The sequence below is a fragment of the Burkholderia sp. Ac-20344 genome, assembly GCF_017104975.1.
In the GTDB taxonomy this organism is placed as follows: Bacteria; Pseudomonadota; Gammaproteobacteria; order Burkholderiales; family Burkholderiaceae; genus Burkholderia.
In genome coordinates, this window is the sequence record NZ_JAAGPP010000095.1 from 1 (window position 1) to 22,453 (window position 22,453).

A 22,453-nucleotide genomic window follows, 5' to 3' on the forward strand; every position below is an offset into this window, starting at 1 on the left:
CCCGTTCAGGCGCCGACCTTCGACACTGCGTAACGGTTAAAGCTAGGAAAGAGACGCAGTAAAACCAACCTTAAAACCGGACATTTTTAAATGGCTGGAACGTGGACATCTGAATCCGGGTATGACATAAGGGGTCGACACCCATCAACGGTGGACCATATGGAGCCGCCTACGCATTAGATCAACCCGGAATCCGGGCCACACGGATCGGTGGGCAACAGTTCCTGACTGTTGATACGTATCAATTTGGCTATTTCAGGTTCAGCGTCAGGCGCTTAGTCCGGGTCGGGCAAATCCGGGCCCAATTCCGCTTCGATCTGGTCAATGGATGGCAATCCGCCTTCGAGCGATGCTGGGACATCACGTAGGAGCTGGTACTCTGCGACACCCATCGGATTTGCCATGCCACGCAAGGCATACTCGGCGACCAAACGGTTCTTCTCCCGGCAAAGGAGCAGCCCAATGGTCGGCCGGTCATCAGGTGACTTCAACTCCGCGTCGACCGCGGACAGATAAAAATTCAGCTGCCCGGCATATTCGGGTCGGAACGGCGTTGCCTTCAGTTCTACCACAACGTAACTGCGAAGCTTCAGGTGGTAAAAAAGAAGGTCAATGAAGAATTCATCGCCGCCAACTTCGATCCGATACTGTCGCCCGACGAACGCGAAGCCGGCGCCAAGCTCAAGTAGAAAGCGGGTAATGTGCCGCGTCAGCCCCTGCTCGATATCGCGCTCCTGAGCATCTTCGGTCAATCCGAGGAAATCGAAGATGTACGGATCTTTGAGCGCTTCGCGCGCGAGATCTGATTGATGGGGCGGCAACCGTGCGTCGAAATTGGTTACGGCCGCACCAGCCCGGGCATGTGCTTGCGTGTCGATTTGCATTGCGAGAACGTTGCGGGACCAGCCGTGCTCAAGCGCCTTGCTCGCGTACCAATCGCGGACCGCCGGATCCTTTGCTTTGTCGAGCAAAGTACATAGATGAAACCACGGCAATTGTGCAGCAGGTTGCTGCACAAATTCCGATGATGGCCATGCTTGCGCCAAAGCCCGCATGTATTTCAGGTTGCGCGGCGAGAATCCCCGCATGTCGGGAAACGCAGCCTTCAGATCCTGCGCCAGCCGATCGATGACTTTTGCCCCCCACCCTTGTCGCTCCTGGCGTTCGAGAATGTCGCTACCGATCTGCCAGTACAGTGTCACCAACTCGCGATTTACACTTGCCGCGGCGCGTGCACGGGCAAGCTCGACCCGCTGCTTGAGCTCCGTGAGCCAGCGGCGATAGTCTTCGTCACCCAGCGGGGTAAGGGAATTTGTCATCCGGCCTTTCGTTTGCAATTCGTAGTCAAAAAGACAGTAGACATTATCCCGGCAGCAACCGGAATGAGGCAATGCCTTGCCAAACCAGAGCGACTGTTGGTCAAGCCCTATAGGGTCCATTCCCAACATCTTCTTCTCCATGCCCCTAGATCGATCCCTAGCGAAGCGTCGAAATGCTGCCGAATTTTCCAGCGGGTATTTTATTTTTACTCGATCGAGCGCCCGTGGAATTTCCGATCTCCGCGCGACGGCTTTCTCTTCGGCCGTTACGCATTCGGACGTCGTCTGAAGCGAAGCATGCCCGAGTAACTGCTGCACGATGTCGAGCGGTACGTCGGCAGCTAGCGGACACGCCCGAGCGCCCCCGGCGGACTCAGGAGATTCCGCAGGTCCTCCCGATTCCTTACGCCGACTCGATGACCCCGGTCGGGTCCATCTTCGATCTGAAATGCGAATTCGGCCAACTGGTCGTGTCACCTGTGGAAATGCCCTGGTTGAAAGACGCATAACAAGCAGTCAGATCGGAGGCCGGCGGGAGCGTTGTGCCTGTTCTGGCGTCGGGTCCGAATATCCAGCACCTGCATTTCGGATACGCATGCCTCGAGTTGGGCGTGCGCACGCCGGACCGAACTGCGCCGCTATTAAAACAGGGGCAACTGCCGTGGATCTCGAGTTGATACTGAGACGCGGTCGACACCCTTCCCGACACGTTGCATCCAGGCGATCACGGGGACGTGCGTCCCATCAACGACTAAGTCAAGGGCAAACGCTTCGAACCCCTCCCGTACGAGATGCGTCAGCGGTTGCCACGCCGGCGTCCAACCTCTTGCGCGTGTGCGCGCCAGCAATTGACGTTTGGTCAGGCCCGGTACGCACTCACGTACGAAACGGGTGCAAACGTCGGGAACCGACTCGGGAGGGAACGTCGGCGGTAACGCGAAGGCCGACAGCTGCAAGGTGTCTGTCATCCACGGTTCTCTACAGCAACGACAACTGAGCCGGTTCGATTGTGCGAGTTTCTTGATCGCTTTCCGTCACCACCAGGCGCTTTCGATTCGCAGGCTGTGTCTTCCCGTCGCCCGATCCATGCTTACGCGCCCATTCGGCGCCAAGCACATCGGATGAGAACACAACGCCAGGCGCAATTTGCACAAGCTCGCTCATCTACGGATCCCCTAGGCAGGCCGGACATCAAAGTGCGTGGCGGCGTACCGCGCGCTGCAGTTCCACACTTCGACGCCGTCACGGGTGAAGCTAGCCCATCCGTCCTTGACTAGCATCTCAGCTTGTGGAAATACCTCGCCGTGTCCCATCGCCTTGGCAGCCAAGGCCGTCCGTTCGCGGCATATCGCCCGGTAATGTCCCTCATGTAGCGTTGACGGCATCGAGCTCAACCATAAACGCCGCTCACTGCTCAATCAAAAACCGATCGCGGTTCTTGGCGTTTGCAATCCAGTGAGGTGCCTTGCCACGCCCGCTCCAGGTTGCGCCCGTTTTCGGGTCGCGATATTTCGGCGCGACCGGTGCCCGCGTGCCCGACGCAGGAGCGCGCCGACGTCCGAAAAGTTGCTCAGGCGTGATGTCATATTCGGCGATCTGCTCACGGATCGTCGCGATGATGCTTTCCAGCTCGGCAATCCGTGCTTCTTCCGCTTGCTGCGCCAGTGCTTCTGCCTGAGCTTTCAGTTCGAGATAGGTAGCCATGTATGTGAAGGAACTCCGATTTAGAAGGTTGGCCAGTGGCCGAGGTGGCTTGGAGCGTAGATGCAAACCCTCTGTCCACGACCGATACATTATATTCCCACAATGGGGAGAAATACCGTTTGAGCGAAGTGCAGTCGACCATGGCTAGGACCCCGTTACCAGTGCAGACGAGCTGCATACTGCTCTCGAAGAGTCATTAAATTCGCATCTCGAATTAGTTTTTATATAATAGAATATATCGATTTTTGGAGCTCTCGAGAAGAGTATGATTTCAGAACGCGATTCTGTTTAATGTACTCGACGCAGCTTGCACGATCGTGGCCCTCGCGTTTTGTTGACTGACTCGTGATCGTACGACACCATCCTTAAACTCACCAGATACGACACTTTTGATAGAGGACCGAATGAATGCCATCTTTGGTGCGGCGATTGCTCCACTCCTTACCTATTTGCTCTCTATTCTGGGTCTTGCCGGTTTCGTTGTCTACGCGATGTTCCGCCTGAATTCCACACAAATCATTCGGGAAAAGGTTTGGAGTACCTTCGTCGGTGACAGAGACTTTAACGACGAAAAACTCAAGGCGTTCGGACAGGATCAGTTGGATTTGACGCGCTTTCGTTTGGTGTATGGCGTGACGGCCCGCTCCATTTCGGACCTGCACCGGCTTCTGTCCTGGATGGATCGTCATCACCTCACACCGATAGACGTCAAACGCGCACGCACGTGCATCGATCCATCAAAAGACAACCCGCTCAACGTGCCACGGAGACGGCATTTCATCGCGCGCGCCATCTTGTGCGCACTCTTGGTAGCAGTGTTCGTCGTGATCCTTAACACGGCTGGCACGTCAAAGACAACGCTCATTTCGATGCGAGCCTCACAGACTTGGCTCTGGAGCGATGGTGCAAGCGTCGAGGGAATTTGGGGGAAAACATGGCGGCTGGATGCGCAGTCGTGCACGAAGCCGCCGCTGCCCAATAGTCGCGTGACAGGCCTTAGCTTCGACGAGACGATGGCCATCTGCAAGGGTATCGCGGACGGCGGGCTTAGGGAGACCGTGACCGGGGGGCTCAAAGACCAACGCATAGTCATCGGTGTACTGCTGCTTTTCACCCTCCTCCTCACGGCCACAATCGGTTTCAGCTTGGCAGCCGCAGGCCAAGCACGCGTACTCGCCCGGCGACTAAAAGCCAAGGACGACGCACGGTGCCAAGACGTTACGCCGTCCATCACCGCGAACCCGATCGAGCAATAGGGTCACCACGACACTGGTTGTAGACCGCCTCGCTCAGGGCCGTGGACGTCATGGAGCGATCGTCGGCCCCGCCTTCGATCGTCTCGACACTGTTCCGTTAAGTCTCGGGATGCCCCGCGTACCAGCCGGCCAACGCGAAGAGAGCTGTGAATTCGTACTGGCACTCTTCACAGACGTATTCCTGATGCACAGTCATGCTGCCGATCGCACAAGCGCCTATTGTGACGTTTGGTGATCCGCATGCCGGGCACGAGGTTTGTGATTCTTCAACAACCTTAGCCTTCCAATCATCGGGATCTTGCATGGCAAACTCCAGGGGCTTTCCCATTTCTGGGGTTGCGTGTGCCTACTTCCTCTTCAGCGTGGTTGTTCAAATAAGGCCGCTTGCGAGGCCGGTGGGGCGCTTCATCGCCGCCTAGCCGGGCAATGATGAAGCGGTGTTTTCCTATGCGAGAAGCTCAACGAGCGCGGCCTTGATGCGCTCCGCTTCGTTATTCGTGACCGCCGTTTATGCGATATATCGTGTTGTCAATGTCTGCTTGCGCTTGCTTCAAGTGGGCACACAGGCCTTGCTGCTCTCCTGAGTCGCCGCATTTGCTGTCTGCGATCGCCATCTGAATCTGTTCATTCGCAGCGCGAGCGGCCGTCAACTGCGATTCTTTCGCGTCGTCGACCGCTTGATGCTGGCCGCAACCATATCCAATCACCGTAAGGAGCGCAACGATGTATGCGGCAGCTTTCATTGTTCTCGTTTTCCGATGTTTCTACAATTCCAGCGTCATGGACGCCGAGTGCACGCCAGCTATCGCCTTCGTTTGCCTAGCGACGGAAGGCCGCCTTGAACAGATCGACCCTCCAGCGCACTGAAATCCGGCCTCACAAAATTCTTTCCCACCCTGGCCTCGGCAGCCCTGGCACGGTCGAGCGCGCCAAACAAAGCAACAAACCGAGCGACCTCGAGGCGTCCGGTTTTGGTTTCCGAGCGACCACTTTTCTTCGCGGTGGATGATGCGCTTCCACCCTCAGTAGGCGAATCCAATCGCCCAGAGACGTAGGGCGCGACCTCTCTCGTTTGCTCTCGTCGGAGAAACACGATCTCGATCAGGTACCCAAGAGACGAGTGGACGAGAGCAAAAGATGGCTTGTAGCGCGATCGGTAGCGTGCCTCGGCAAGTCGGGATTCATTGAAAACGGCTAGGCCACCGAGTCGGGGAATCGGCACGTAGATCTCGTTGGCCCCGGATATCGTGCAATCCTCGCAGAACTGGACTTCGATCGCCGTCGGGCTTCGGGAGCCCCATTGGATTACCAGTTGGGTCAAGAGGTCGACCGAATCGCTGCGGTCACGGGTGGCGAGATACGGCTCGAGCTCCCTACGATGCCGGAGCAGGAACATCGAGGCATCGTGCGAGGTCCGCGGCTTCGGGTCGACCTGTTTTAGAAGCGCCTTAAGGAGAAGCGGTCCGGAGAATAGTGCGTCTAGCACGGCTTTCTGGCTGGAATTCGGCTTCAGATCACATCGAAATACGGACTCGACTATACGGTCTGGCGAATTGAGCAGGCTCACATCTTTCGAGGCGGTCACGGGCTCCCGGGCCAACTTCGCAGGGGTCTTGACCGCAAGCACTCTTGCCGCAGGCAACGCAGGTTGAGACGGCATCGCCCTCACCTTTGGCTGGTCGGACGCGCGCCAGCTCAGAATCCCGGCGTTCGCTTTTTGCCTCGGTTCTGTTCGTCTCTTCGTCATGTGCCGATCTCGACGGACCCTCAGAAAGTTGTTTGTCTCATTCTTTCATCAAAATCGCAATACTGACGACGTCCGTAACCAAGGTGGTCACGATTTCTGCGGCCCCAACGGTGGTGATCGTCGTGTCGCCTGGCCAACGCTCTCAAGAAAACCGTGACGAGCATGCCTGCCCAGTTGTGGCGATCATTGACTTGGGATCGGGGAAAGGAACTATCCGATCATGCTCGCTTCACAATTGAGTCTGGTGTGAAGGTCTAGAACGGTGCGCCGTTCTTCGACTCGATACGCTGGGCTTTCGCGGCTAGACGATCCAGCGCCTGGATCGGATCGGCGTGATCGGCTGCGAGCTTCGTTGCGGCAAGCACTGCGAACTCGATTGCATCGTCACGGGCATCGGTAGCGTAAAAGCTGAGAAGGTAGTCGCCATTCGATACGCCACTCTCCCCGATGTTTTTTTTCAGCCTCCGTTGGTACCACACCGCATAACCTGAAACCTCGCGCACGCAGCACACGCTAGCGAACCACGTTGCGGCAAAAATGTCGCCTTCATCTCCGTCGCGTTCGTGATGAAGAATCTTGCTCCAGACGGTCCGCTCGTTGACTTCGTTTTGTCTAAACATGTGATTTTCCTATTGTTCAGAGTCAAAGGTAACGCGGCTTCGAATCCAGGCCGGCGATCGATGTCACTTTCGCCGGCGGTAGGCTTCTGCTGCTCCTACTTGTTCGTTGAGCGTTCGCGTAAGAGATACTGCCTGCTCGTGCGCTTCCCGCTTCGACAGCGTCTTGCTGCCATCGTCAATCGGCGCCCCTCGTTGCTCGAACCAATTAATCTCACGGATCACCTCTTTCTTCAATCCGTCCCACACCCGGTAGCTACCGCCTCTCGAATATGGCGGGAAGCTCAAGGGGCCTTCCTCCTTAACGAAATAGCGAACCATGATCTTTTTTCCTATTCACGACAACCCGTCGCCTCAAAGAAACCATGCGATCGCAGGTTCTTTCGAGTTTCTTCTTCGTCACACTTTGTGAAAAAGCCACCGCGAACGCGCTGCCAACCATAGCGTTGCATGTACTGCCAAGTCACGACATTTTCCTTCTCGAACGCCCGCTCTTCGTTGGTGGTTCTGCAATCGATTGTTTCGACAAGAGCAATCGGAGGATGCATTCTCGTCCAAGCGGCCCCATGCTTACCTCCGTGTTGGCCAATCCGATTCGCAGGCAATCCCAGTGTGAGGCCAACATAAAAATTGTCTCCCTGCAGCCGAAGGACGTAGATGACGTAGGTTGCCATCGAGGATTTTTCGACGGACGAACTTCAACGCCATTCGGCTGTGTGACCGTTGAAACCGCAACGGTCGCAGGTCCAGAGCTGGCCGTTTCCGGACGTCTCCATGACGCTGCCTTCGACATGTCCGTAGCGCTCACAAACCTCTTGCGGCGTGTGCGTCAATTCATAGAGCCACTTGAACATCGCTTCCCCTTGTTTTTCTACGCGAATGCCGGCTTCCGTCTCCTCGCAGCCACCTGTCGCTCGATATCGTCACGGGCGTAAAGGCGCAGATTTCCGCGTTATCGAGTAAGTTCTGCGAAGACGTCCGGATAACCGTAGTTGACGCTCCTTCTATTGCCAGGGTTACTGGTGATCCGGCATTGCCCGGATTCCCGCTATGGCCGACGTTTCCGTAGTTGCCCATGTGGCGATTGGCGACCATGTCTTTGTAAAGCTCCCCGACATACGGGCCGCTTAGCTTGTGGACGTGTGTGCCATGAATTTGCCCAATCGCATTGCCACGCATATCGTGGATAAACTTGCCACGGATGAAACCAACCGCGTTGCCGCGCTGGTCATAAAGGTATTGCGCCATGCGTGCCCCTTCACGTTGTTTTCCTATTCCGGCCGAATGACGACGATGTTCGAGTTCTTCAAGATCGACTCGATATGATCGGCGCTGTAATCAACGTTTGCAAATCTCCGTCGCAACGCCTCGATATCCCGCGCCTCTTCACCGGACGCGCGCCGGATAACTGCATCAGCAAGCAGCCAAGCTCCCGCCTCTTTTGCCGAACCATCAGTCATGGCTTTTTCCTATCGGCCGCCATATGGGCTAACAGCGCCGTGAGTCAGGAAGTCGATCGCCGCCTCACCGCGCAATTCAACGGGGATCGCACTCAGGGCCCCGGCAACCATTGCGACGAACTGGCCGCGATTCTGATCGCCGCCGGTCTTGTTCGAAAATTCGATGGCTCGACGCGCGGCCTTCGCTGCCGCCTCGCCGAGCGTGGTGATCTGTTCGGGCGTCATCTCGCGGTTTTTCCTTCGTTAGTCGTCAAAGCGGAACCAGCGCCGCCCGTGGTGCTTGAAGCCTTTCGACTTGAGCCACGCCTTTGCGTCATCGTCATAGCTGAACGCGCGAGCGTTGACTATCCAGCCACCGATGAAGGGACACCCCGGCAATCCGTTCCCAGACATGCGCTCATTGCGCTTTGCGTGTTCCTGCATCGCAACCGGGAAGTCCGACAAACTCGGTGACATGGCGCTGTTTCCTACGCTGTCAGCGGCGAGTGTTGGCCCGCTGGTTGGTTTGAGTGCACCACGAGCTCGAAAAGTGGCCGCGATTGGTCACTCATCAACGACCTGGCGAACGCAGCCCCTTTGTCGGTCGAACTGAAATTAGCCACTTGCCACGTCATGCGCGATTTCTCACGCCACGAGACCTGGCAGACGAATCCTTTGTCCAGAACCGTTTCTGCGAGCCACGCATGCAGATCAGTTATCGGCCAGTCATTATTGCCGAGGCCGCTAGGCGACATGGCGAACGGACGCTGTGTCGTGTGTTGTGCAGGCATGGCGCGCCCCTTTTTCCCTATCCGTTTGCAGCGGCCACAAAAGCGTCTCGATACTTGGCCGCTAGGTCAGTCCAGCTGTCGGGGTAGTCGCTCGGCATATGCTCCTGCAGCCGCCCATAGAGCGTGCGTCCGGCGGCGGCGTCGCACGCCGCAAGCCTCAGGTTATCGAGGACGCGAATCAGCTCTTCACCGTGGCCGGGGAGCGCTCTCCAGTCGCAGTACTCCACGAAAGCGCGCTCGGGCGTCATCAAGGCGATATCAGCGTCGGTGCTGCCGCGCTTGCGAATTGCCTCGAGAACCGAGGCGTCGATCTTCGAAATGTCCATGTTTCGTTCTCGCCGTTTTTCCTACTCGATTATCGATTGCAGCCGAGCCAGCGCATCTTCGACCACCTCGGCCGGAGCCCGCTCGATCTTGCGTGCGCCACGCGCGTCCAGATCGAGCATCCGGACCATGTTCACCAAGGCCACGCCCTGCGTCTCGGTGCCCGAGCCGGAGAGCGGCACGGCGAATCCTGCGAAGCGCGCAAACTCCCCGCCCTGCGTGATCGGCGCGACGAGCGCCACCCCCAAGGCATTGAATGCGGCGGGAGACAGCACAAGCGCGGGACGGAAATCGCCCTGCTGCTCGCGCCCGATGGTCGGGTTCAGGCTCACGCGCACGATGTCGCCCCGATCGAACTTGACCCGCTTCACCATGCTTCACGCCCTACCGGCTTGACCTCACCCCATGCAGCCATGTCCGCCGGGAAAGGCGCTTTCGCATCACACTGAGCGACCAGTTCGTCCAGGGCATACTTGCGGCGCGCAGGGGTCAGCAATACGCCGTCCGGACGCACGTCGGCGTTCAGCGAGCCGCCGACCGAGGCGTGCATCTGCTCGAGCAACACGGCGGGGAGTCGCACCGCCGCACTGTTGCCCCATTTCTGAATTTTTAGTTCCATGGCATCACTCCGAATGTCGATCCATTGTAGATACAGCGCCGCGAGACGTCAAGAAAAACGTATCTACTTTGGATATACGCGGTGCGCGGATGTGGCGCTCCGCGTGCACGGCAAATTATCGGCGGGCCAGGGGCCAATCCTGAATGGGTCGGGCGAGGCGAATGCCAGAGGCATTCGCGCGATAGCCGGACAAATCTCCAGCAGTCAAATCGCCTCCTCCAAGATGCGGCTGAGCACCTCTCGGTCCACGTCAATATAGCGCCGGGTGTCATCAATCGATTCATGGCCGAGCAGCAGCTGGACCTGCTCAATTGTCGCGCCACGACCGAGTAATCTGGTCGCAAATGTACGTCGACCGCTGTGGCTGGAGGCCTTGATACCCGCCGCTTTATAGAGGCTCGTCACATAGGATTGAAGCGAATCCGCTGTCCAGTAGTCCATCAACTGTCCGTCAGCCGAGAAACGCTTCTTGCGATTCAGCGAATACGGATATCCCTTGCGGCTCAGGATCAACGGAAGGTCAGGGATCAGACCGCGAAAGCGAGATTTGTCGAGCGTGGTGCCGAGCTCGTGCGTGACTCGGAATGCCAGATACCGCTCTATCGCATCGACCAGCTTTCGAGCCGAGAAATACACGGCGCGCTGGCGGCAACCCTTGGTAATCGCCGCGCGAAGTGAGACTTCGGTGCGGAGCGCACCACTGCGAAACATGACATCCGCGACCGTCAATTGCGCGACCTCGGTGATTCGCATACCGACGCTCATGCCGAGCAGCAGGATCACGGCATCGCGCGCTGGATGCCTGCTTGTTGCCTCAGTGACTCGAAGTAGATGACGGATCTGACCGGGCGACAGGACGGCCGCTCGCGTTACGGTGTTGGACATGCTGGCTCTCTGAACAGGATAGAAATCGGGATCATTCAGAGAGAAAACCGCGTAGGCTCTTTTTCGAGGCTAACACACCATCCTACAAGGCAACCTCGGAAAATTCGGCACCCTGCCAATCATCCATTACCATTCTGCCGTCCTGCCCAAACTCAATTGCGATCGTGATCACCGAACTCCAAGACCTACAAGCTCAACTGCGCGAATTGAATATTCGACTCGCGGACGTGAAGAAGGACGAGAAGCAGGCGTATTTGGCCGGCGTCCAGGAGTGCGTTGCGCTCTACGGCATCACCGAGGACGAACTGCTGCGCGCGGCAGGCTTCCGCAAATCGCGCAAACCGCGGGCGAAGGCAAAGTACTACGACCCCTCGTCGGGTAAGCAATGGTCTGGATTCGGTCCGCGACCGAAATGGCTGGAAGGCAAGAATCTCGATGACTACCTGATCGAGCGTGCGGCGAAACCGTGGTGGCCCGGAGAGGACGCCTGATGGCTCGTCCTCGCGACGATCTTGCCCGGAGAATGTTCGGCGGTCGGCCGAACGTTGCGGCGGTGCTGGGCCCATGCCCAAGACTTGCGATACCCTGTTCCTGAACGGTTGCTTATGGGGCACGGCAATGTGCTATTCCGCGAAGATCCAAGCAAACTACCGGGAGTATGTGCGGCGCTATGGTGCCGACATGGACATCGAGACGTTCAGGCGCATCTTCTTCGCGCGCGCATCGGGGGCCGACATCAAGATCCCGAAGGCGGTCGACGCTGCGTTCGCCGGTGTCGACGACGAAATCTCGGCCGCGATCGCCACGTATCGGAGCCGGTGGACACGCAAGCTCGAGACCGATCTGTTCGAGCAGCGAGCGCGGCTCGTCGTGGCCGAGAAAAAGCTCGCTCAGAAGATCACGAAGAAGGCCAGTGAGGACGTCCGGATCGCCACGAGCAAGATCGATGCGGCAACGCGCGGACTCGACGATCTTCGCCGGCAGGACCTGCAGGAGCGTGATTCGCGGATCTTCCCCGGCTGGTATGCGCCCGTGCTGATCGAGCTCGACGGCAAGCGCCGCGTCGTACCGATGCGGTATCGATGCCGTATACCGGGCTGGACCGAGGCGGACGAGAAGCAAAAGAGCGGAAGCTATAACGCGCGCACAGATTCGCTCAACACCGCCTGGCGCAAGGTTTTCGGCTTCACGCATGGGCTCGTGCTCGTCGACGCGTTTTTCGAAAACGTGAAGCGCGACGGCCAGAACGTCGTGCTTCGCTTCGATCCGACGCCACCACAACACATGCAGGTCGCCTGCCTGTGGACGCGCACCGAGATCCCGGGCGCAGATGACCTCTGGTCGTTTGCGGCGATCACGGACGACCCACCGCCGGAAGTGTCGGCTGCCGGACACGACAGGTGTATCGCCCCCATTAAATCGTCGAATGTCGACGCCTGACTGGCGCCCGATCCAAGCCAGCGTGCGCAGCTGCGCGAGATCCTCGCCGACCGCGAGCGGCCTTACTACGAGCACCAGCTCGCAGCGTAAACGCGGGGGTTGGAGGGGCGGTTATCTCTGCCATATACTGTACAAACATACAGTGTTTTGCGTAACCGACCCCATGCACCCCGCCCTCGCCCATCCTGAAGTCATTCACCCGGCCCTTTGGCGAGCCAGCCAGCTGGCGCGCTCGAGCGTGCGCGGCGTCGACACGGGCCATCCGGAGCTGACGGCCGAACTGCCCGGCGGCGGCTGGCCGGCCGGCGCGCTGATCGAGCTGCTCGCGCCGCAGCCTGGAATCGGCGAGCTGCGGCTGCTGGCGCCGGTGCTCGCGCGCGCGGCCGGCAAGCCGGTCATGCTGATCCAGCCGCCGCACGCTCTGCAACCGCTGGCGCTCGCGTATTGGGGCATCGATCCGTCCGGCTTCGTGACGCTGCCGGCGCCGCGCACGGCCGACGCACTGTGGGCCGCCGAACAGGCGCTGCGCGCCGGCACGTGCGCTGCAGTGCTGCTCTGGCAGTCGCATGTCCGTGCGGACGCATTGCGGCGGCTCAACCTGGCCGCGCAGAGCGGCCAGGCGCTGTTCTACCTCTTCCGGCCGGCAGCCGCCGCGCGCGACGCGTCGCCGGCACCCTTGCGGCTCGCGCTGGCGCCGAAGCGTGACGGCATCGACGTCACGTTCGTGAAGCGCCGCGGACCGGCACGCGACACGCCACTGTTCGTTTCCATGTCCCCCGCGCCGATTTTGTTGAACCGCCATGCAAGTCTGGATCGGCGTGCATCCGCCGCACCTCAATCTCGAAGTGTTCCGGCCGCGATCGCCGGCGCCGTCGCCTGACGATGCGCGCGGGCTCGTCGTGCTGGAGGGCGGCCGCGTCGTGGCGCTCGATCGCGCCGCGCGTGCGCTCGGCGTGGTCGCCGGCATGCGCCGCGGTGGCGTGCTGTCGCTCGCGCCGGACGCGCAGATCCGCGAGCGCGACGCCGCGCGCGAGCGAGAGCTCGTGCTCGGCGTCGCCTATGCGCTCCTGCAGTTCACGCCGAATGTCGTCGATGCGGGGGAAGCCGTCGTGCTGCTCGACGTTACCGCAAGCCTGCGTCTCTTCCGCGGCATCCGGGCGCTGCGCCAGCGCGTGCGCGACATCGCTGCATCGTTCGGCGTCACTGCGGCTGTATCCGTTGCGTCGAGCGGTCCGGCCGCGTGGATGATCGCCCGCGGCCTGCGTGGCGGTCTCGCGCTGTCCGCGAGGTCATTGCGCCGCGCGCTCGCGCGCGTGTCGCTCGCCGTCGCTCCCGACGCTCGACGATATGCAGCGTGGTTCGATGACCTGGGCTGTCAAACGCTCGCGGATCTGCAGCGCTTGCCGCGCGCCGGCCTGAAGAAGCGGTGCGGCACACCGCTGCTCGATTGGCTCGACCAGGTGGCCGGCACCGCGCCGGCCGCGTACGACTGGCTAGAAATGCCGCCGTCGTTCGACACGCGTGTCGAACTGATGGACCGCGTCGAGCACGCCGAGGCGCTGCTGTTCGTCGGCAAGCGGCTCATTCTGCAGCTGACTGGCTGGCTGACGGCGAAGCAGCTGGACGTCACCGCGTTCGCGCTGCTGCTCGAGCACGAGCGCGGCCGCGAGGCGATCGCGCCGACCGAGATCGAAATCGCGCTGGGAGCCCCCACGCGGTTCGAGGAACACCTCACCCGGCTCGTCAAGGAACGCCTCGCGCACGTCGAGCTCGCCGGGCCGGTGATCGCCGTGCGACTCGTCGCGCGCCGTGTACAGGATGCGGCCGCGCCGAGCGATTCGCTGTTTCCGGATCCTGGCGGCACACCGCAGGATCACGCGCGGCTGCTCGAACTGCTGACCGCGCGGCTCGGCGCCGAGAATGTGCTCGTCCCGGCTCCCATGGCCGACTACCGGCCGGAAGTGGCCGCCCGATGGATGCCGATGCGCGATGCACCGAAGGCCCAGCCTGTGCCGGCGGATCTGCCGCGCCCCGCGTGGTTACTCGACAAGCCGGTACCGCTCTTGATGCGCGCGCATCGACCGTTCTACGGCACACCGCTGCGCATGGTGTCGCCCGGCGAGCGCATCGAAGGCGGCTGGCAGGACGGGCAGACCGTGACCCGCGACTACTTCGTCGCCGAGGACGACAGCGGTATCTGTTATTGGATCTACAAGGAGCGGCCGACGGCCAGCGACGAAAGCGAAGCGCGCTTTTTCCTACACGGTTTGTTTGGCTGATCCGCGATGAGCGCCGCGAGCTACGGTACCCTGCCCGACTACGCTGAGCTGCAGACCGCATCCGACTTCTCCTTTCTACACGGCGCATCGCGCGCCGAGGAGTTCGTCGCGCGCGCGGCGCAGCTGGGTTACAGCGCAATTGCGATCACCGACGAGTGCTCGCTGGCCGGCGTCGTACGCGCGCACGTCGAGGCGAAGGCGGCCTACCTACCGCTTATCATCGGCTCGCACTTCCGGCTGACGGCCGCCGACGGCACGCCGGCGCTCGCGTTCACGGCGCTCGCGATGAATCGCGACGGCTATGGCAACCTCTGCGAGCTCATCTCGCTCGGCCGCATGCGTGGAAAAAAAGGCACGTACCGCTTGGCTCCACTCGATCTCGAGCATCCGGAAGCGCCGAATGCACACCTGCGTTCGCTGCCCGACTGTGTTGCAATTCTCTCGCCCGACTTCCCGGCCAACGAGCAACGCCTCGACGCCCAGGTCGAATGGTTCGCACGCGTGTTCGGCGATCGCGCCTGGATCGCGCTGACGCTGCACGCGCGGGCGATGGACGACATCCACCGCGGCGTGGTCGAGCGCGTCGCCGCACGCCACGGCGTACCCGTGGTGGCCACCAGCTGGCCGTTGATGCACGTCCGGTCGCGCAAACCGCTGCAAGACGTGCTGACGGGTATCCGGGTCGGCCGCCCGGTGTCCGAGTGCGGGTACGAGCTCGCGCCGAACGCCGAGCGTCACCTGCGATCGCGCCTACGGCTCGCCAACCTCTATCCCGCCGGTGCGCTCGAGGAGACCGTGCGCGTCGCGCAACGCTGCACGTTTTCCCTCGACGACCTGAAGTACGAATATCCCGACGAACTGGTACCGGCCGGTACCGACGCGACGACATACCTACGCGAGCAGACCTACATCGGTGCGCGGCGGCGCTTCCCCGCCGGCATCCCGGTCGACGTCCAGGCGCAGATCGAGCACGAGCTGCAGCTGATCGCCGACCTGAAGTACGAGGCGTATTTCCTGACCGTCTACGACATTGTGCAGTTCGCGCGCCAAAACGGCATCTTGTGCCAGGGCCGCGGATCTGCCGCGAACTCGTGCGTCTGCTACGCACTCGGCGTGACCGAGGTCGACCCATCGCGCCAATCCATGTTGTTCGAGCGATTCATCAGCAAGGAGCGCAACGAGCCGCCGGATATCGACGTCGACTTCGAGCACCAGCGCCGCGAAGAAGTGATGCAGTACATCTACCGCAAGTACGGCCGCGATCGCGCGGCGCTGACGGCGGCCGTCACCACGTACCGGCCGCGCAGCGCGCTGCGCGAGGCCGGCAAGGCGCTCGGGGTGGATCCAGAGATCGTCGACCGGGTCGCGAAGCAGCATCACTGGTTCGATTCGCGCGCAGATCTGCTGCAGCGCTTCGCCGAGGCCGGCCTCGATCCCGAAGCGCCACTCAATCAGCAGTGGGCCGCGTTTGCCGCGCAGCTGCTCGGCTATCCACGTCACCTGTCGCAGCACTCGGGTGGCTTCGTGATCAGCCGCAGCAAGCTCACGCGGCTCGTACCGGTCGAGAACGCAGCGATGGAGGACCGCTCGATCATCCAATGGGACAAGGACGACATCGAGGCGCTTGGCATCCTGAAAATCGACGTCCTGGCGCTCGGCATGCTATCGATGGTGCGCAGCGCGCTCGACATGATCTCGGAGAAACGCGGCGAGACGTTCGAGCTGCAGGACATCCCGGCCGAGGACAAGGCGACCTACGACATGCTTTGCGACGGCGACAGCATGGGCGTATTCCAGGTGGAATCGCGCGCGCAGATGTCGATGCTCCCGCGCCTGCGGCCGCAGTGCTTCTACGATCTGGTGATCGAAGTCGCGATCGTGCGGCCGGGGCCGGTGCAAGGCGGGATGGTGCATCCGTTTCTGCGCCGGCGCCAGGGGCTGGAGCCCGTCACGTTTCCGTCGGAAGGCATGGAGAAGGCGCTGGCGCGCACGCTTGGCGTGCCGATCTTCCAGGAGCAGGTGATGCAGGTCGCGATGCTGGCGGCCGGCTTCTCTGCCGGCGAGGCCGACCAGCTGCGCCGCGCGATGGCGGCATGGAAGCGCAAGGGGGGACTGGAGCCGTACCAAGAACGTCTCGTGAGCGGCATGCTCGAGCGCGGCTACGATCGCGAGTTCGCCGAGTCGATCTTCGCGCAGATCAAGGGCTTCGGCGAATACGGCTTCCCGGAGAGCCACGCGGCCAGCTTCGCACTGCTCGTCTACTCGAGTGCCTGGTTGCGACGCCATGAGCCGGCAATCTTCCTCGCCGCGTTGCTGAACAGCCAGCCGATGGGCTTCTACACGCCATCGCAGCTGCTGCAGGATGCGAAGCGGCGCGGCGTCCAGGTGCTGCCCGTCGACGTCAACGTGAGTACGTGGGATTCGGCGATCGAAGGGCCGACGACATCGGCGCCCGTACGACTCGGTTTCTCACTGCTGAACGGGATGCGCGACGACACGGCCTGTCGAATCGAGCTCGCGCGAGCGGTGCGCCCGTTCGTCGACGTCGCGGATCTCGCGCGCCGGGCACAACTTGATCGCCATGACCTGCAGGTGCTCGCGCGCGCGAACGCACTGCGAGCGCTCGCCGGCGGGAATCGACGCGCGGCGCTCTGGTTGGCGGCCGCCGCCGTGCCTGATCGAGATCTTCTGCGCGGTACCGAACGAGACGACACGGTGCCGGCGCTTCCGCAAGCAACCGAGGGAACCGAGATCGTGACGGACTATCGTGCGATGGGCTTCACGCTCGGACGGCATCCGCTGGCGCTGCTGCGCGATCGCCTCGCACTAGATCGTCTGCAGTCCGCTGAGCAGCTCGCGACGCTGCGCAATGGACAGCTCGCGCGCGCGTGTGGACTGGTCGCGGTCCGGCAGCGGCCTGGGACGGCCAATGGTGTGCTGTTTATGACGCTTGAGGATGAAACAGGCCAGGTCAATGTGATCCTGTGGTCATCGCTGTTTGAGCAGTATCGGAAGGAAGCGCTTGGCGCCGACTTACTCGCGGTGTACGGCGTCTGGCAGGTCGAGGGAGAAGTGCGGCACCTGATCGCTAGCAAATTGGTCGACCGAACCGAATTGCTCGGCGCCCTACCGACAACGTCGCGGGACTTCTGCTGAGCAGACTTTCTACCCGTCATAGACGCCTGGGCGCGCTCGACAGTGTGCGGTCGCCAAAGCTTGACTTCCTGGATTGCTCCGTATGCTGGTTGGTATCGATGTTCTAACCACGACTGGAGAAATGATGTCGACCTACCAAGAGCTTCTCGCACAACGCGCTGCCATTGACGCGGAAATTCAGGCAGTCCAAGCGGAAGAGCGCTCGACCGTACTGAAAGAAGTCAAACGGCTCGTGGACGAGTTCACCTTCTCGACGAGGGAGATTTTCGGCGTGAGCAAGGCACGGCAGCGCAAAACCGCTGAACCGCGATATCGCGACCCCGGTACCGGCGCGACCTGGAGCGGTCGCGGGCGGCCGCCGGCGTGGATCGACGGCAAGGACCGCACGCAGTTTCAGATCGCGGCACCGGCTGCCCAACCTTGAATTGCACGCTGACACTCGATACATTCAATCACTCACAACCGAGGCGGGCATGCTCAACGCGGCCCGCCGCGCATCACCACGCTTTTTCATGGCACTGTCCGACACCCCCGCAACCTTCAATCCGGCGATCGACCCAGTGCTGTTCGAGCACGCGGTCGCACGCGCCACGGACGACTTGCGTCGCATCGTGATGTCGCTCACGGAGCGCCACCTCAATTCAGGGTTGACGCTTGGCCCCACATGGCGAGTCCTGCTCGAAATCGAAGAGCAGGCGTTTTCGGACCTCGCATTCCAGTGCAGAAACGAGGCGATGGTCGTCGCCGCCCTTCCGCGAATCGGGCCTACTACGTTGCCGGGCGTCGACCTCAACGGGTTCATCGACTGGCGTCTCTCCGGAGCGCCGTTGCCGATCGCCTATGAATGTATCCGGGAGCATAAGCGTATGCCTTCGCCGGCCGGTGAAGTGTGAGCTCCTCGTTGGCCCAACCAAACGCGAATGCCGGCGGCTTGCTTCGAGTGTGTGAAGCAAACGCGGACGATGCGACGAAACGCTCGCAAGGCGCCGACGCCATCCGGGCGGGCGCGCAGACGAAACGGCCGAAGCACCCCACCCTCCTGCAGACCAGGGACGCGAATCGTAGATTCGCGTTATGCTTGGGGTACCCAATATTCAGTATATAAGGTCAAATGGACGATCCGACTCTCTGGCTGTCGGCACCGACCGACGCGTACCAACAGTGGCAGCGCACTGAAGCGGCCGGAGCCGACCGCCGCGCATTCTCCCCGAGGTCGATCGTCCAGCATGAAGCCATGTTCGAGCGCTTCATGCGTCACCTCGCGACCTCCCACCGGACGCTGGCCACCTTCAGCGTTGATCAGCTCGAGACGTTCTTCGCTGACCTTGATCGGCGGTGTAAGCCTGGCACCACGACCCGACTGCGGTACCAGAAGCTGCTCGACCGGCTCGGTCGGCACCTGGTCGACATCGGTGTCCGGAAAACCAACCCTGCGGCCGCCTATGCCCTGGCACAGAGCTGGCCAGAGGACGAACCCGTCCCGGTGTACTTGCTGGAGGCTGACGATCGCCGGCTGCAGGACTCGGTTGCCACGCTCGACGGCCTCGACGAGCGTGGGGTCCGCAATCGCGCGATCGTCGCGCTGCTGCTTTCGACAGGCATCACCGCGCAGGAAATTCGACAGGCGGCAAGCGGCGATCTCGACTTATCGCCGGCACGGCCGCACATCTTGGTCCCCAAGCGGGGCCCGCGCGAGGCGCGTCGGATCAACCTTGAAGACTTCGCGCAGCCGGTGCTGGAACGATGGAGGAACCACACGGCCGCGGCCGCCTGCGCCCTGCTGTTCCCGTCGCCCCGCGCCGGCGGGCCGATGACGGACGAGATGCTCGGCCGGATCGTTCGCGACGAGCTGCTATCGGTCGACATCCGCGTCCCCGACATGAGCCCGCGCATCCTTCGCAACACCTTCGCTCGCCGCCTCCTGCTCGCCGGCCGGAGCAACGATGACGTCATGCACACGCTGGGCCTCACAAGCCAACGGACCGTGATCCGCATTCGCGCCACCCTCCAGCCCGCTCAGCAAGCCAACGGCGCGACTTGACTTCTCGGCCACCTCGATAGCCTGAAGAAGCCAGCACTCTCGCTGGCTTCTTTGTTATCGGAGTGTTCCTATGGACTACGTAACGCGCTACACCGACCTCATCTACTTCACGGGCGGCGATCTGGCGATCTGCCGATACAGGCTCATCGCCCGCCGTCCGAAGGCCACGCAAATTGTCGTCCAGATCGACAACCACAAGGGCTCGCAAGGCATCCTGACTGCAGATCACCAGGCGCGCGACGCTGTCCTCAATCGAATCGCCGATCGGGACCTGGCTGGAATCCCGTTCGCAATGCTCTGCGTCGCGCTGACCGAGAACGAAACGCACCAGGTCGTTTTAGGCGAGCCGGACCTCGAAGACTACATCCATCGCGGCCATCCGTTCCAGCAAACCCCCGAGCGCGCTGCGCGCGGCCGACATATCGAGCGCATCTCGATCGACTCTCGGAACCTCGTAATCGGCCGCGCGCGGATCCTGACAGCGCATTCCACCCCGACGTCGCCGGACGCTGACCTCGCCGCATTGCTGAACAGCCCCGATTCCAGCAACTCGTAAGAAGCCTTGTAGGTCGGTGACAACGACACCTCGTCGAGGTGTCGCCACGCCGATCGGACGCGCACGGCGGAATCGGCCAACATCGGACCGGTGCCAGTCGAGATTTATTTCGCAAGGGGGGGGTGAAACATCTCGGGGCATTGTCGTATTGATTCATTGAGAGGGCGCACTTCGTGCCCTATACGTGGAGAGGAATCACACAATGAAGTCCATACTTGACCTGGCACGCGCAGCGCTTGAGGCAATGGTGTTTATCAGCGATCAGTCGCCGGCCCGTCGAAGCGACCGGAAGATGACTACCGCAATGGCTTTGACTTGCGTGTATCACATTTACGCGATCATCCATGCTTACACACTCGGGATGTAAGACTCGATCCGAAGGCAGCTGACGAAAAAAAAGCCCGGCACGTGAGTGCCGGGCTGTGTCGAAGAATACTTTCCGTCATGCGGCCTGCGAGAACAGATCGACCGGCGCCAGATTCAGCGTCGTACGGTGCTCGGAGTCAGAGATCGCATTGTCGACGAGAAATCGGTCCAGCTCTTCCGGGGTCAGGTTGTGTCGCTCGGCGAGGTGGGCGAAATACTGCCCTCGCTTCGCCATCTCCTGATACCGACCGGCCATCCCGGCCGGCAGGCGCACGATCCCTTCGTTCAACCAGAAACGGGCCGACTCCATCCCCGAATGCAGCTGCGCCTTCACCGACCAGCCAGCATCGAAGCTGCAGGTCACGAATGCGCATGCTGCCTCGCTGTCCACCTCGAACTGGTCACTCTCTTCGAAATAGACGATCTGCTCGCCAGACTTCGTGCGCGCATAGCGGCTCGGCCGCCCCGGATGGGTGTAACGATTCCACTGCTCCGCGGCATAGTCGCGAAGCCCATCCGTGGGCACCTCGGCATCGTACGCGCCGACGAAGAACCACCCGTGGTGCGGGATGTCGATCTTCGCCAACGGCTCGAGGACGGGGACGGGGACGGGGTATCGTCGCCCGAGCCGACGCACGTCGAACCAGACCGAAAGCGCCGGAAAGGCGTGCGGCGCATAGTGGTGCATCGAGAGGTAGAAATCGATCGCCACCAGTTGCGCCGGCGTGACCATCTCGAACTGCACGTCACAAAGCGCCCGGTTCTCCGGCGTGTCAGGGATCTCGCCCGCAGCCAACGCTCCCTCATGCCGCTCGGCCCGTTCGACTTCAAGCACGTCGAGCGTGTGCAGGTACTGCAGCAGTCGGACGCGTTCCATATACGACAGGACGTCCGGCTTTACCGCCAGGTACCCGGCATCGCTCAGCTTCCGACCAACGAGCTCGCGACGGCGGAGATCCCACTGCACCGCGACCAGGTAGTTCCGGAATCGATTCAGGCCCTCCAGATGCTGGTGATCCACCTCCCTCACCATTGACTCCATCGAGCGATCACGTTCGCCAGTCACGCAACAAAATGCTCAACCAAATCGGCTGCCGCACGGCGACCGCGCACCGCCCTCGCCGAGAATCACGCCACACGTCCCCTCGTTTCCAGCGCGGTACAACTCCGACAGGCGCCGTACCGACTCGCCGGACACCAGCGACGGGAAAGGTCTGTCGGCACCCTCCCCGAAGAGCGCAAGCATCGACCACACGCAGTCGGTCGACCATTCCGCGATCGGCGAGAGCGTCAGATAGCCGTCCGCGTTTCGAACGGGCTTCAGCGCGCTCTCACAACGACCGATCATCGCCGCAGACCGAGTGCCGCTTTCGCTGAACCGATTGCCAAGCACGGTGACCACTTCGCGACCGCCTCCGGCGGCCGCCGATCGCTCGAGCGAGACACGCATTCGGTTTTGCGGGTCGACCTTCCAGTCAGCAGCGCAGGCACGTATCCGCTTCCCGTTCTTCACGCCGTTCTCCGGAGTGCGGGGAAGCGTGCCGCGGCCAATCGTCGCGACAACAAACTGCGACGACAGGGACGGCTTCGCAACGTGCACCGATACCGGCGCGCCAGAGGCCGCATAAGCATCTCGGATCTCGTCAAGCATGGCCTGCAAGTGCCAGTGCATGCTCGGATTTTCGATCGTCGTGTCCGCACTAGTCACGAAATGCTCGCGCGACACCTCGGCGCCGGCGCGCCGCACCGCCTCCAACATGAGGATCGCCGTGCAGGTCGAGTCCTTGCCCCCGCTCAACGCGTTCGAGAGTGTGTACCCCTGTCGAATCAACGCGACGAGCGCGTCGATTGCCGCCTCCATTTTCACCAGAATTTCAGAAAACATGTGCTGCTCCAGAATCGCGGGAACAGCCC

General features: G+C 61.3%; 26 protein-coding genes and 3 pseudogenes. 12 read left to right on the forward strand and 17 right to left on the reverse strand.

All coding sequences use genetic code 11. The features are described 5' to 3' along the window. Positions 1-275 precede the first annotated feature (275 nt). Positions 276-1,319 (reverse strand): PDDEXK nuclease domain-containing protein, encoded by a 1,044-nt coding sequence (locus G3N64_RS25475; RefSeq protein ID WP_205786411.1) that lies wholly within the window; start codon positions 1,317-1,319, stop codon positions 276-278. Between the two features lie 344 nt (positions 1,320-1,663). On the opposite strand from G3N64_RS25475, the pseudogene G3N64_RS40450 reads away from it, so the two are divergent. Beyond that, positions 1,664-1,828, forward strand: a pseudogene (locus G3N64_RS40450) (helicase); the annotation flags it as partial. An 898-nt stretch (positions 1,829-2,726) separates the two neighbouring features. Here G3N64_RS40450 and G3N64_RS25480 read toward each other — a convergent pair. Then, complete coding sequence (locus tag G3N64_RS25480; RefSeq protein ID WP_205786377.1) at positions 2,727-3,023, reverse strand: H-NS histone family protein; 297 nt, start codon at positions 3,021-3,023, stop codon at positions 2,727-2,729. Positions 3,024-3,427: 404 nt separating this feature from the next. Between G3N64_RS25480 and G3N64_RS25485 the strand changes: the two genes are divergently transcribed. Then, the gene (locus G3N64_RS25485; RefSeq protein WP_205786378.1) at positions 3,428-4,279 is read left to right on the forward strand and encodes a DUF6216 family protein; all 852 of its coding nucleotides are present in this window, start codon (positions 3,428-3,430) and stop codon (positions 4,277-4,279) included. A 491-nt stretch (positions 4,280-4,770) separates the two neighbouring features. On the opposite strand, the gene G3N64_RS25490 is transcribed toward G3N64_RS25485, so the two are convergent. Together G3N64_RS25490 and G3N64_RS25495 are read right to left on the reverse strand one after the other, a co-directional pair. Further along, the gene (locus G3N64_RS25490) at positions 4,771-5,022 is read right to left on the reverse strand and encodes a hypothetical protein (protein ID WP_205786379.1); all 252 of its coding nucleotides are present in this window, start codon (positions 5,020-5,022) and stop codon (positions 4,771-4,773) included. A 59-nt stretch (positions 5,023-5,081) separates the two neighbouring features. Continuing rightward, positions 5,082-6,026 (reverse strand): hypothetical protein, encoded by a 945-nt coding sequence (locus G3N64_RS25495; protein ID WP_205786380.1) that lies wholly within the window; start codon positions 6,024-6,026, stop codon positions 5,082-5,084. Between the two features lie 129 nt (positions 6,027-6,155). Between G3N64_RS25495 and G3N64_RS25500 the strand changes: the two are divergent. Continuing rightward, positions 6,156-6,281 (forward strand): annotated as a pseudogene (locus tag G3N64_RS25500) (IS30 family transposase); the annotation flags it as partial. Here the strand turns inward: G3N64_RS25500 and G3N64_RS25505 are convergent. The 11 genes from G3N64_RS25505 to G3N64_RS25555 all read right to left on the reverse strand — a co-directional run bounded on the left by G3N64_RS25505 (position 6,281) and on the right by G3N64_RS25555 (position 10,701). Then, positions 6,281-6,646, reverse strand: a complete 366-nt coding sequence (locus G3N64_RS25505; RefSeq protein ID WP_205786381.1) for a hypothetical protein — start codon at positions 6,644-6,646, stop codon at positions 6,281-6,283. The pseudogene G3N64_RS25500 and the gene G3N64_RS25505 sit on opposite strands and share 1 nt — an antisense overlap. Before the next feature lie 63 nt (positions 6,647-6,709). After that, positions 6,710-6,964, reverse strand: a complete 255-nt coding sequence (locus tag G3N64_RS25510; RefSeq protein WP_205786382.1) for a hypothetical protein — start codon at positions 6,962-6,964, stop codon at positions 6,710-6,712. 11 nt (positions 6,965-6,975) lie between these two features. Continuing rightward, positions 6,976-7,317 carry a GIY-YIG nuclease family protein gene (locus G3N64_RS25515; RefSeq protein WP_174948169.1) on the reverse strand — a complete coding sequence of 114 codons (342 nt, stop codon included), beginning with the start codon at positions 7,315-7,317 and terminating at the stop codon, positions 6,976-6,978. 160 nt (positions 7,318-7,477) lie between these two features. Beyond that, positions 7,478-7,891 (reverse strand): 4-fold beta flower protein, encoded by a 414-nt coding sequence (locus G3N64_RS25520; RefSeq protein WP_205786383.1) that lies wholly within the window; start codon positions 7,889-7,891, stop codon positions 7,478-7,480. A 23-nt stretch (positions 7,892-7,914) separates the two neighbouring features. Then, complete coding sequence (locus tag G3N64_RS25525; protein ID WP_205786384.1) at positions 7,915-8,103, reverse strand: hypothetical protein; 189 nt, start codon at positions 8,101-8,103, stop codon at positions 7,915-7,917. A 9-nt stretch (positions 8,104-8,112) separates the two neighbouring features. Then, positions 8,113-8,328: a hypothetical protein gene (locus G3N64_RS25530; protein ID WP_205786385.1), complete on the reverse strand. Its 216-nt coding sequence runs from the start codon at positions 8,326-8,328 to the stop codon at positions 8,113-8,115. Between the two features lie 18 nt (positions 8,329-8,346). Further along, positions 8,347-8,559: a hypothetical protein gene (locus G3N64_RS25535; RefSeq protein ID WP_205786386.1), complete on the reverse strand. Its 213-nt coding sequence runs from the start codon at positions 8,557-8,559 to the stop codon at positions 8,347-8,349. Between the two features lie 331 nt (positions 8,560-8,890). Beyond that, positions 8,891-9,199 (reverse strand): hypothetical protein, encoded by a 309-nt coding sequence (locus G3N64_RS25540; protein WP_205786387.1) that lies wholly within the window; start codon positions 9,197-9,199, stop codon positions 8,891-8,893. A 21-nt stretch (positions 9,200-9,220) separates the two neighbouring features. Beyond that, the gene (locus G3N64_RS25545; RefSeq protein WP_205786388.1) at positions 9,221-9,571 is read right to left on the reverse strand and encodes a type II toxin-antitoxin system ChpB family toxin; all 351 of its coding nucleotides are present in this window, start codon (positions 9,569-9,571) and stop codon (positions 9,221-9,223) included. After that, positions 9,565-9,816 (reverse strand): AbrB/MazE/SpoVT family DNA-binding domain-containing protein, encoded by a 252-nt coding sequence (locus G3N64_RS25550; RefSeq protein WP_205786389.1) that lies wholly within the window; start codon positions 9,814-9,816, stop codon positions 9,565-9,567. The genes G3N64_RS25545 and G3N64_RS25550 overlap by 7 nt, the downstream gene beginning before the upstream one ends. A gap of 204 nt (positions 9,817-10,020) precedes the next feature. Then, complete coding sequence (locus G3N64_RS25555; protein ID WP_205786390.1) at positions 10,021-10,701, reverse strand: site-specific integrase; 681 nt, start codon at positions 10,699-10,701, stop codon at positions 10,021-10,023. Positions 10,702-10,865: 164 nt separating this feature from the next. On the opposite strand from G3N64_RS25555, the gene G3N64_RS25560 reads away from it, so the two are divergent. From G3N64_RS25560 to G3N64_RS25600, 9 genes and pseudogenes are all read left to right on the forward strand, one after another. Beyond that, positions 10,866-11,192 (forward strand): H-NS histone family protein, encoded by a 327-nt coding sequence (locus G3N64_RS25560; RefSeq protein ID WP_205786391.1) that lies wholly within the window; start codon positions 10,866-10,868, stop codon positions 11,190-11,192. Between the two features lie 127 nt (positions 11,193-11,319). Further along, positions 11,320-12,231 (forward strand): annotated as a pseudogene (locus tag G3N64_RS25565) (SOS response-associated peptidase family protein). Positions 12,232-12,304: 73 nt separating this feature from the next. Beyond that, positions 12,305-13,021 (forward strand): translesion DNA synthesis-associated protein ImuA, encoded by a 717-nt coding sequence (imuA, locus tag G3N64_RS25570; protein ID WP_205786392.1) that lies wholly within the window; start codon positions 12,305-12,307, stop codon positions 13,019-13,021. Beyond that, on the forward strand, positions 12,942-14,420 hold the full coding sequence (locus G3N64_RS25575; protein ID WP_205786393.1) for a DNA polymerase Y family protein: 1,479 nt from the start codon (positions 12,942-12,944) through the stop codon (positions 14,418-14,420). The genes imuA and G3N64_RS25575 overlap by 80 nt, the downstream gene beginning before the upstream one ends. A 6-nt stretch (positions 14,421-14,426) precedes the next feature. Then, entirely contained in the window at positions 14,427-17,576 is a 3,150-nt protein-coding gene (locus G3N64_RS25580; protein WP_205786394.1) for an error-prone DNA polymerase, read from the forward strand. A 124-nt stretch (positions 17,577-17,700) separates the two neighbouring features. Then, positions 17,701-18,000, forward strand: coding sequence for an H-NS histone family protein (locus G3N64_RS25585; RefSeq protein ID WP_205786395.1), 300 nt, complete (start codon positions 17,701-17,703; stop codon positions 17,998-18,000). A 49-nt stretch (positions 18,001-18,049) separates the two neighbouring features. After that, on the forward strand, positions 18,050-18,469 hold the full coding sequence (locus G3N64_RS25590) for a DUF2471 family protein (RefSeq protein ID WP_241021202.1): 420 nt from the start codon (positions 18,050-18,052) through the stop codon (positions 18,467-18,469). Positions 18,470-18,687: 218 nt separating this feature from the next. After that, complete coding sequence (locus tag G3N64_RS25595; protein ID WP_205786396.1) at positions 18,688-19,617, forward strand: tyrosine-type recombinase/integrase; 930 nt, start codon at positions 18,688-18,690, stop codon at positions 19,615-19,617. Positions 19,618-19,687: 70 nt separating this feature from the next. Beyond that, a complete protein-coding gene (locus tag G3N64_RS25600) occupies positions 19,688-20,173 on the forward strand; it encodes a hypothetical protein (protein WP_205786397.1) in 486 nt (161 codons plus the stop codon). 442 nt (positions 20,174-20,615) lie between these two features. Here G3N64_RS25600 and G3N64_RS39900 read toward each other — a convergent pair whose 3' ends face one another. Both G3N64_RS39900 and G3N64_RS39905 read right to left on the reverse strand, forming a co-directional pair. After that, on the reverse strand, positions 20,616-21,560 hold the full coding sequence (locus G3N64_RS39900) for a hypothetical protein (protein ID WP_241021203.1): 945 nt from the start codon (positions 21,558-21,560) through the stop codon (positions 20,616-20,618). 57 nt (positions 21,561-21,617) lie between these two features. Further along, a complete protein-coding gene (locus G3N64_RS39905) occupies positions 21,618-22,424 on the reverse strand; it encodes a phosphoadenosine phosphosulfate reductase family protein (RefSeq protein ID WP_241021204.1) in 807 nt (268 codons plus the stop codon). Between the last annotated feature and the right edge of the window lie 29 nt (positions 22,425-22,453).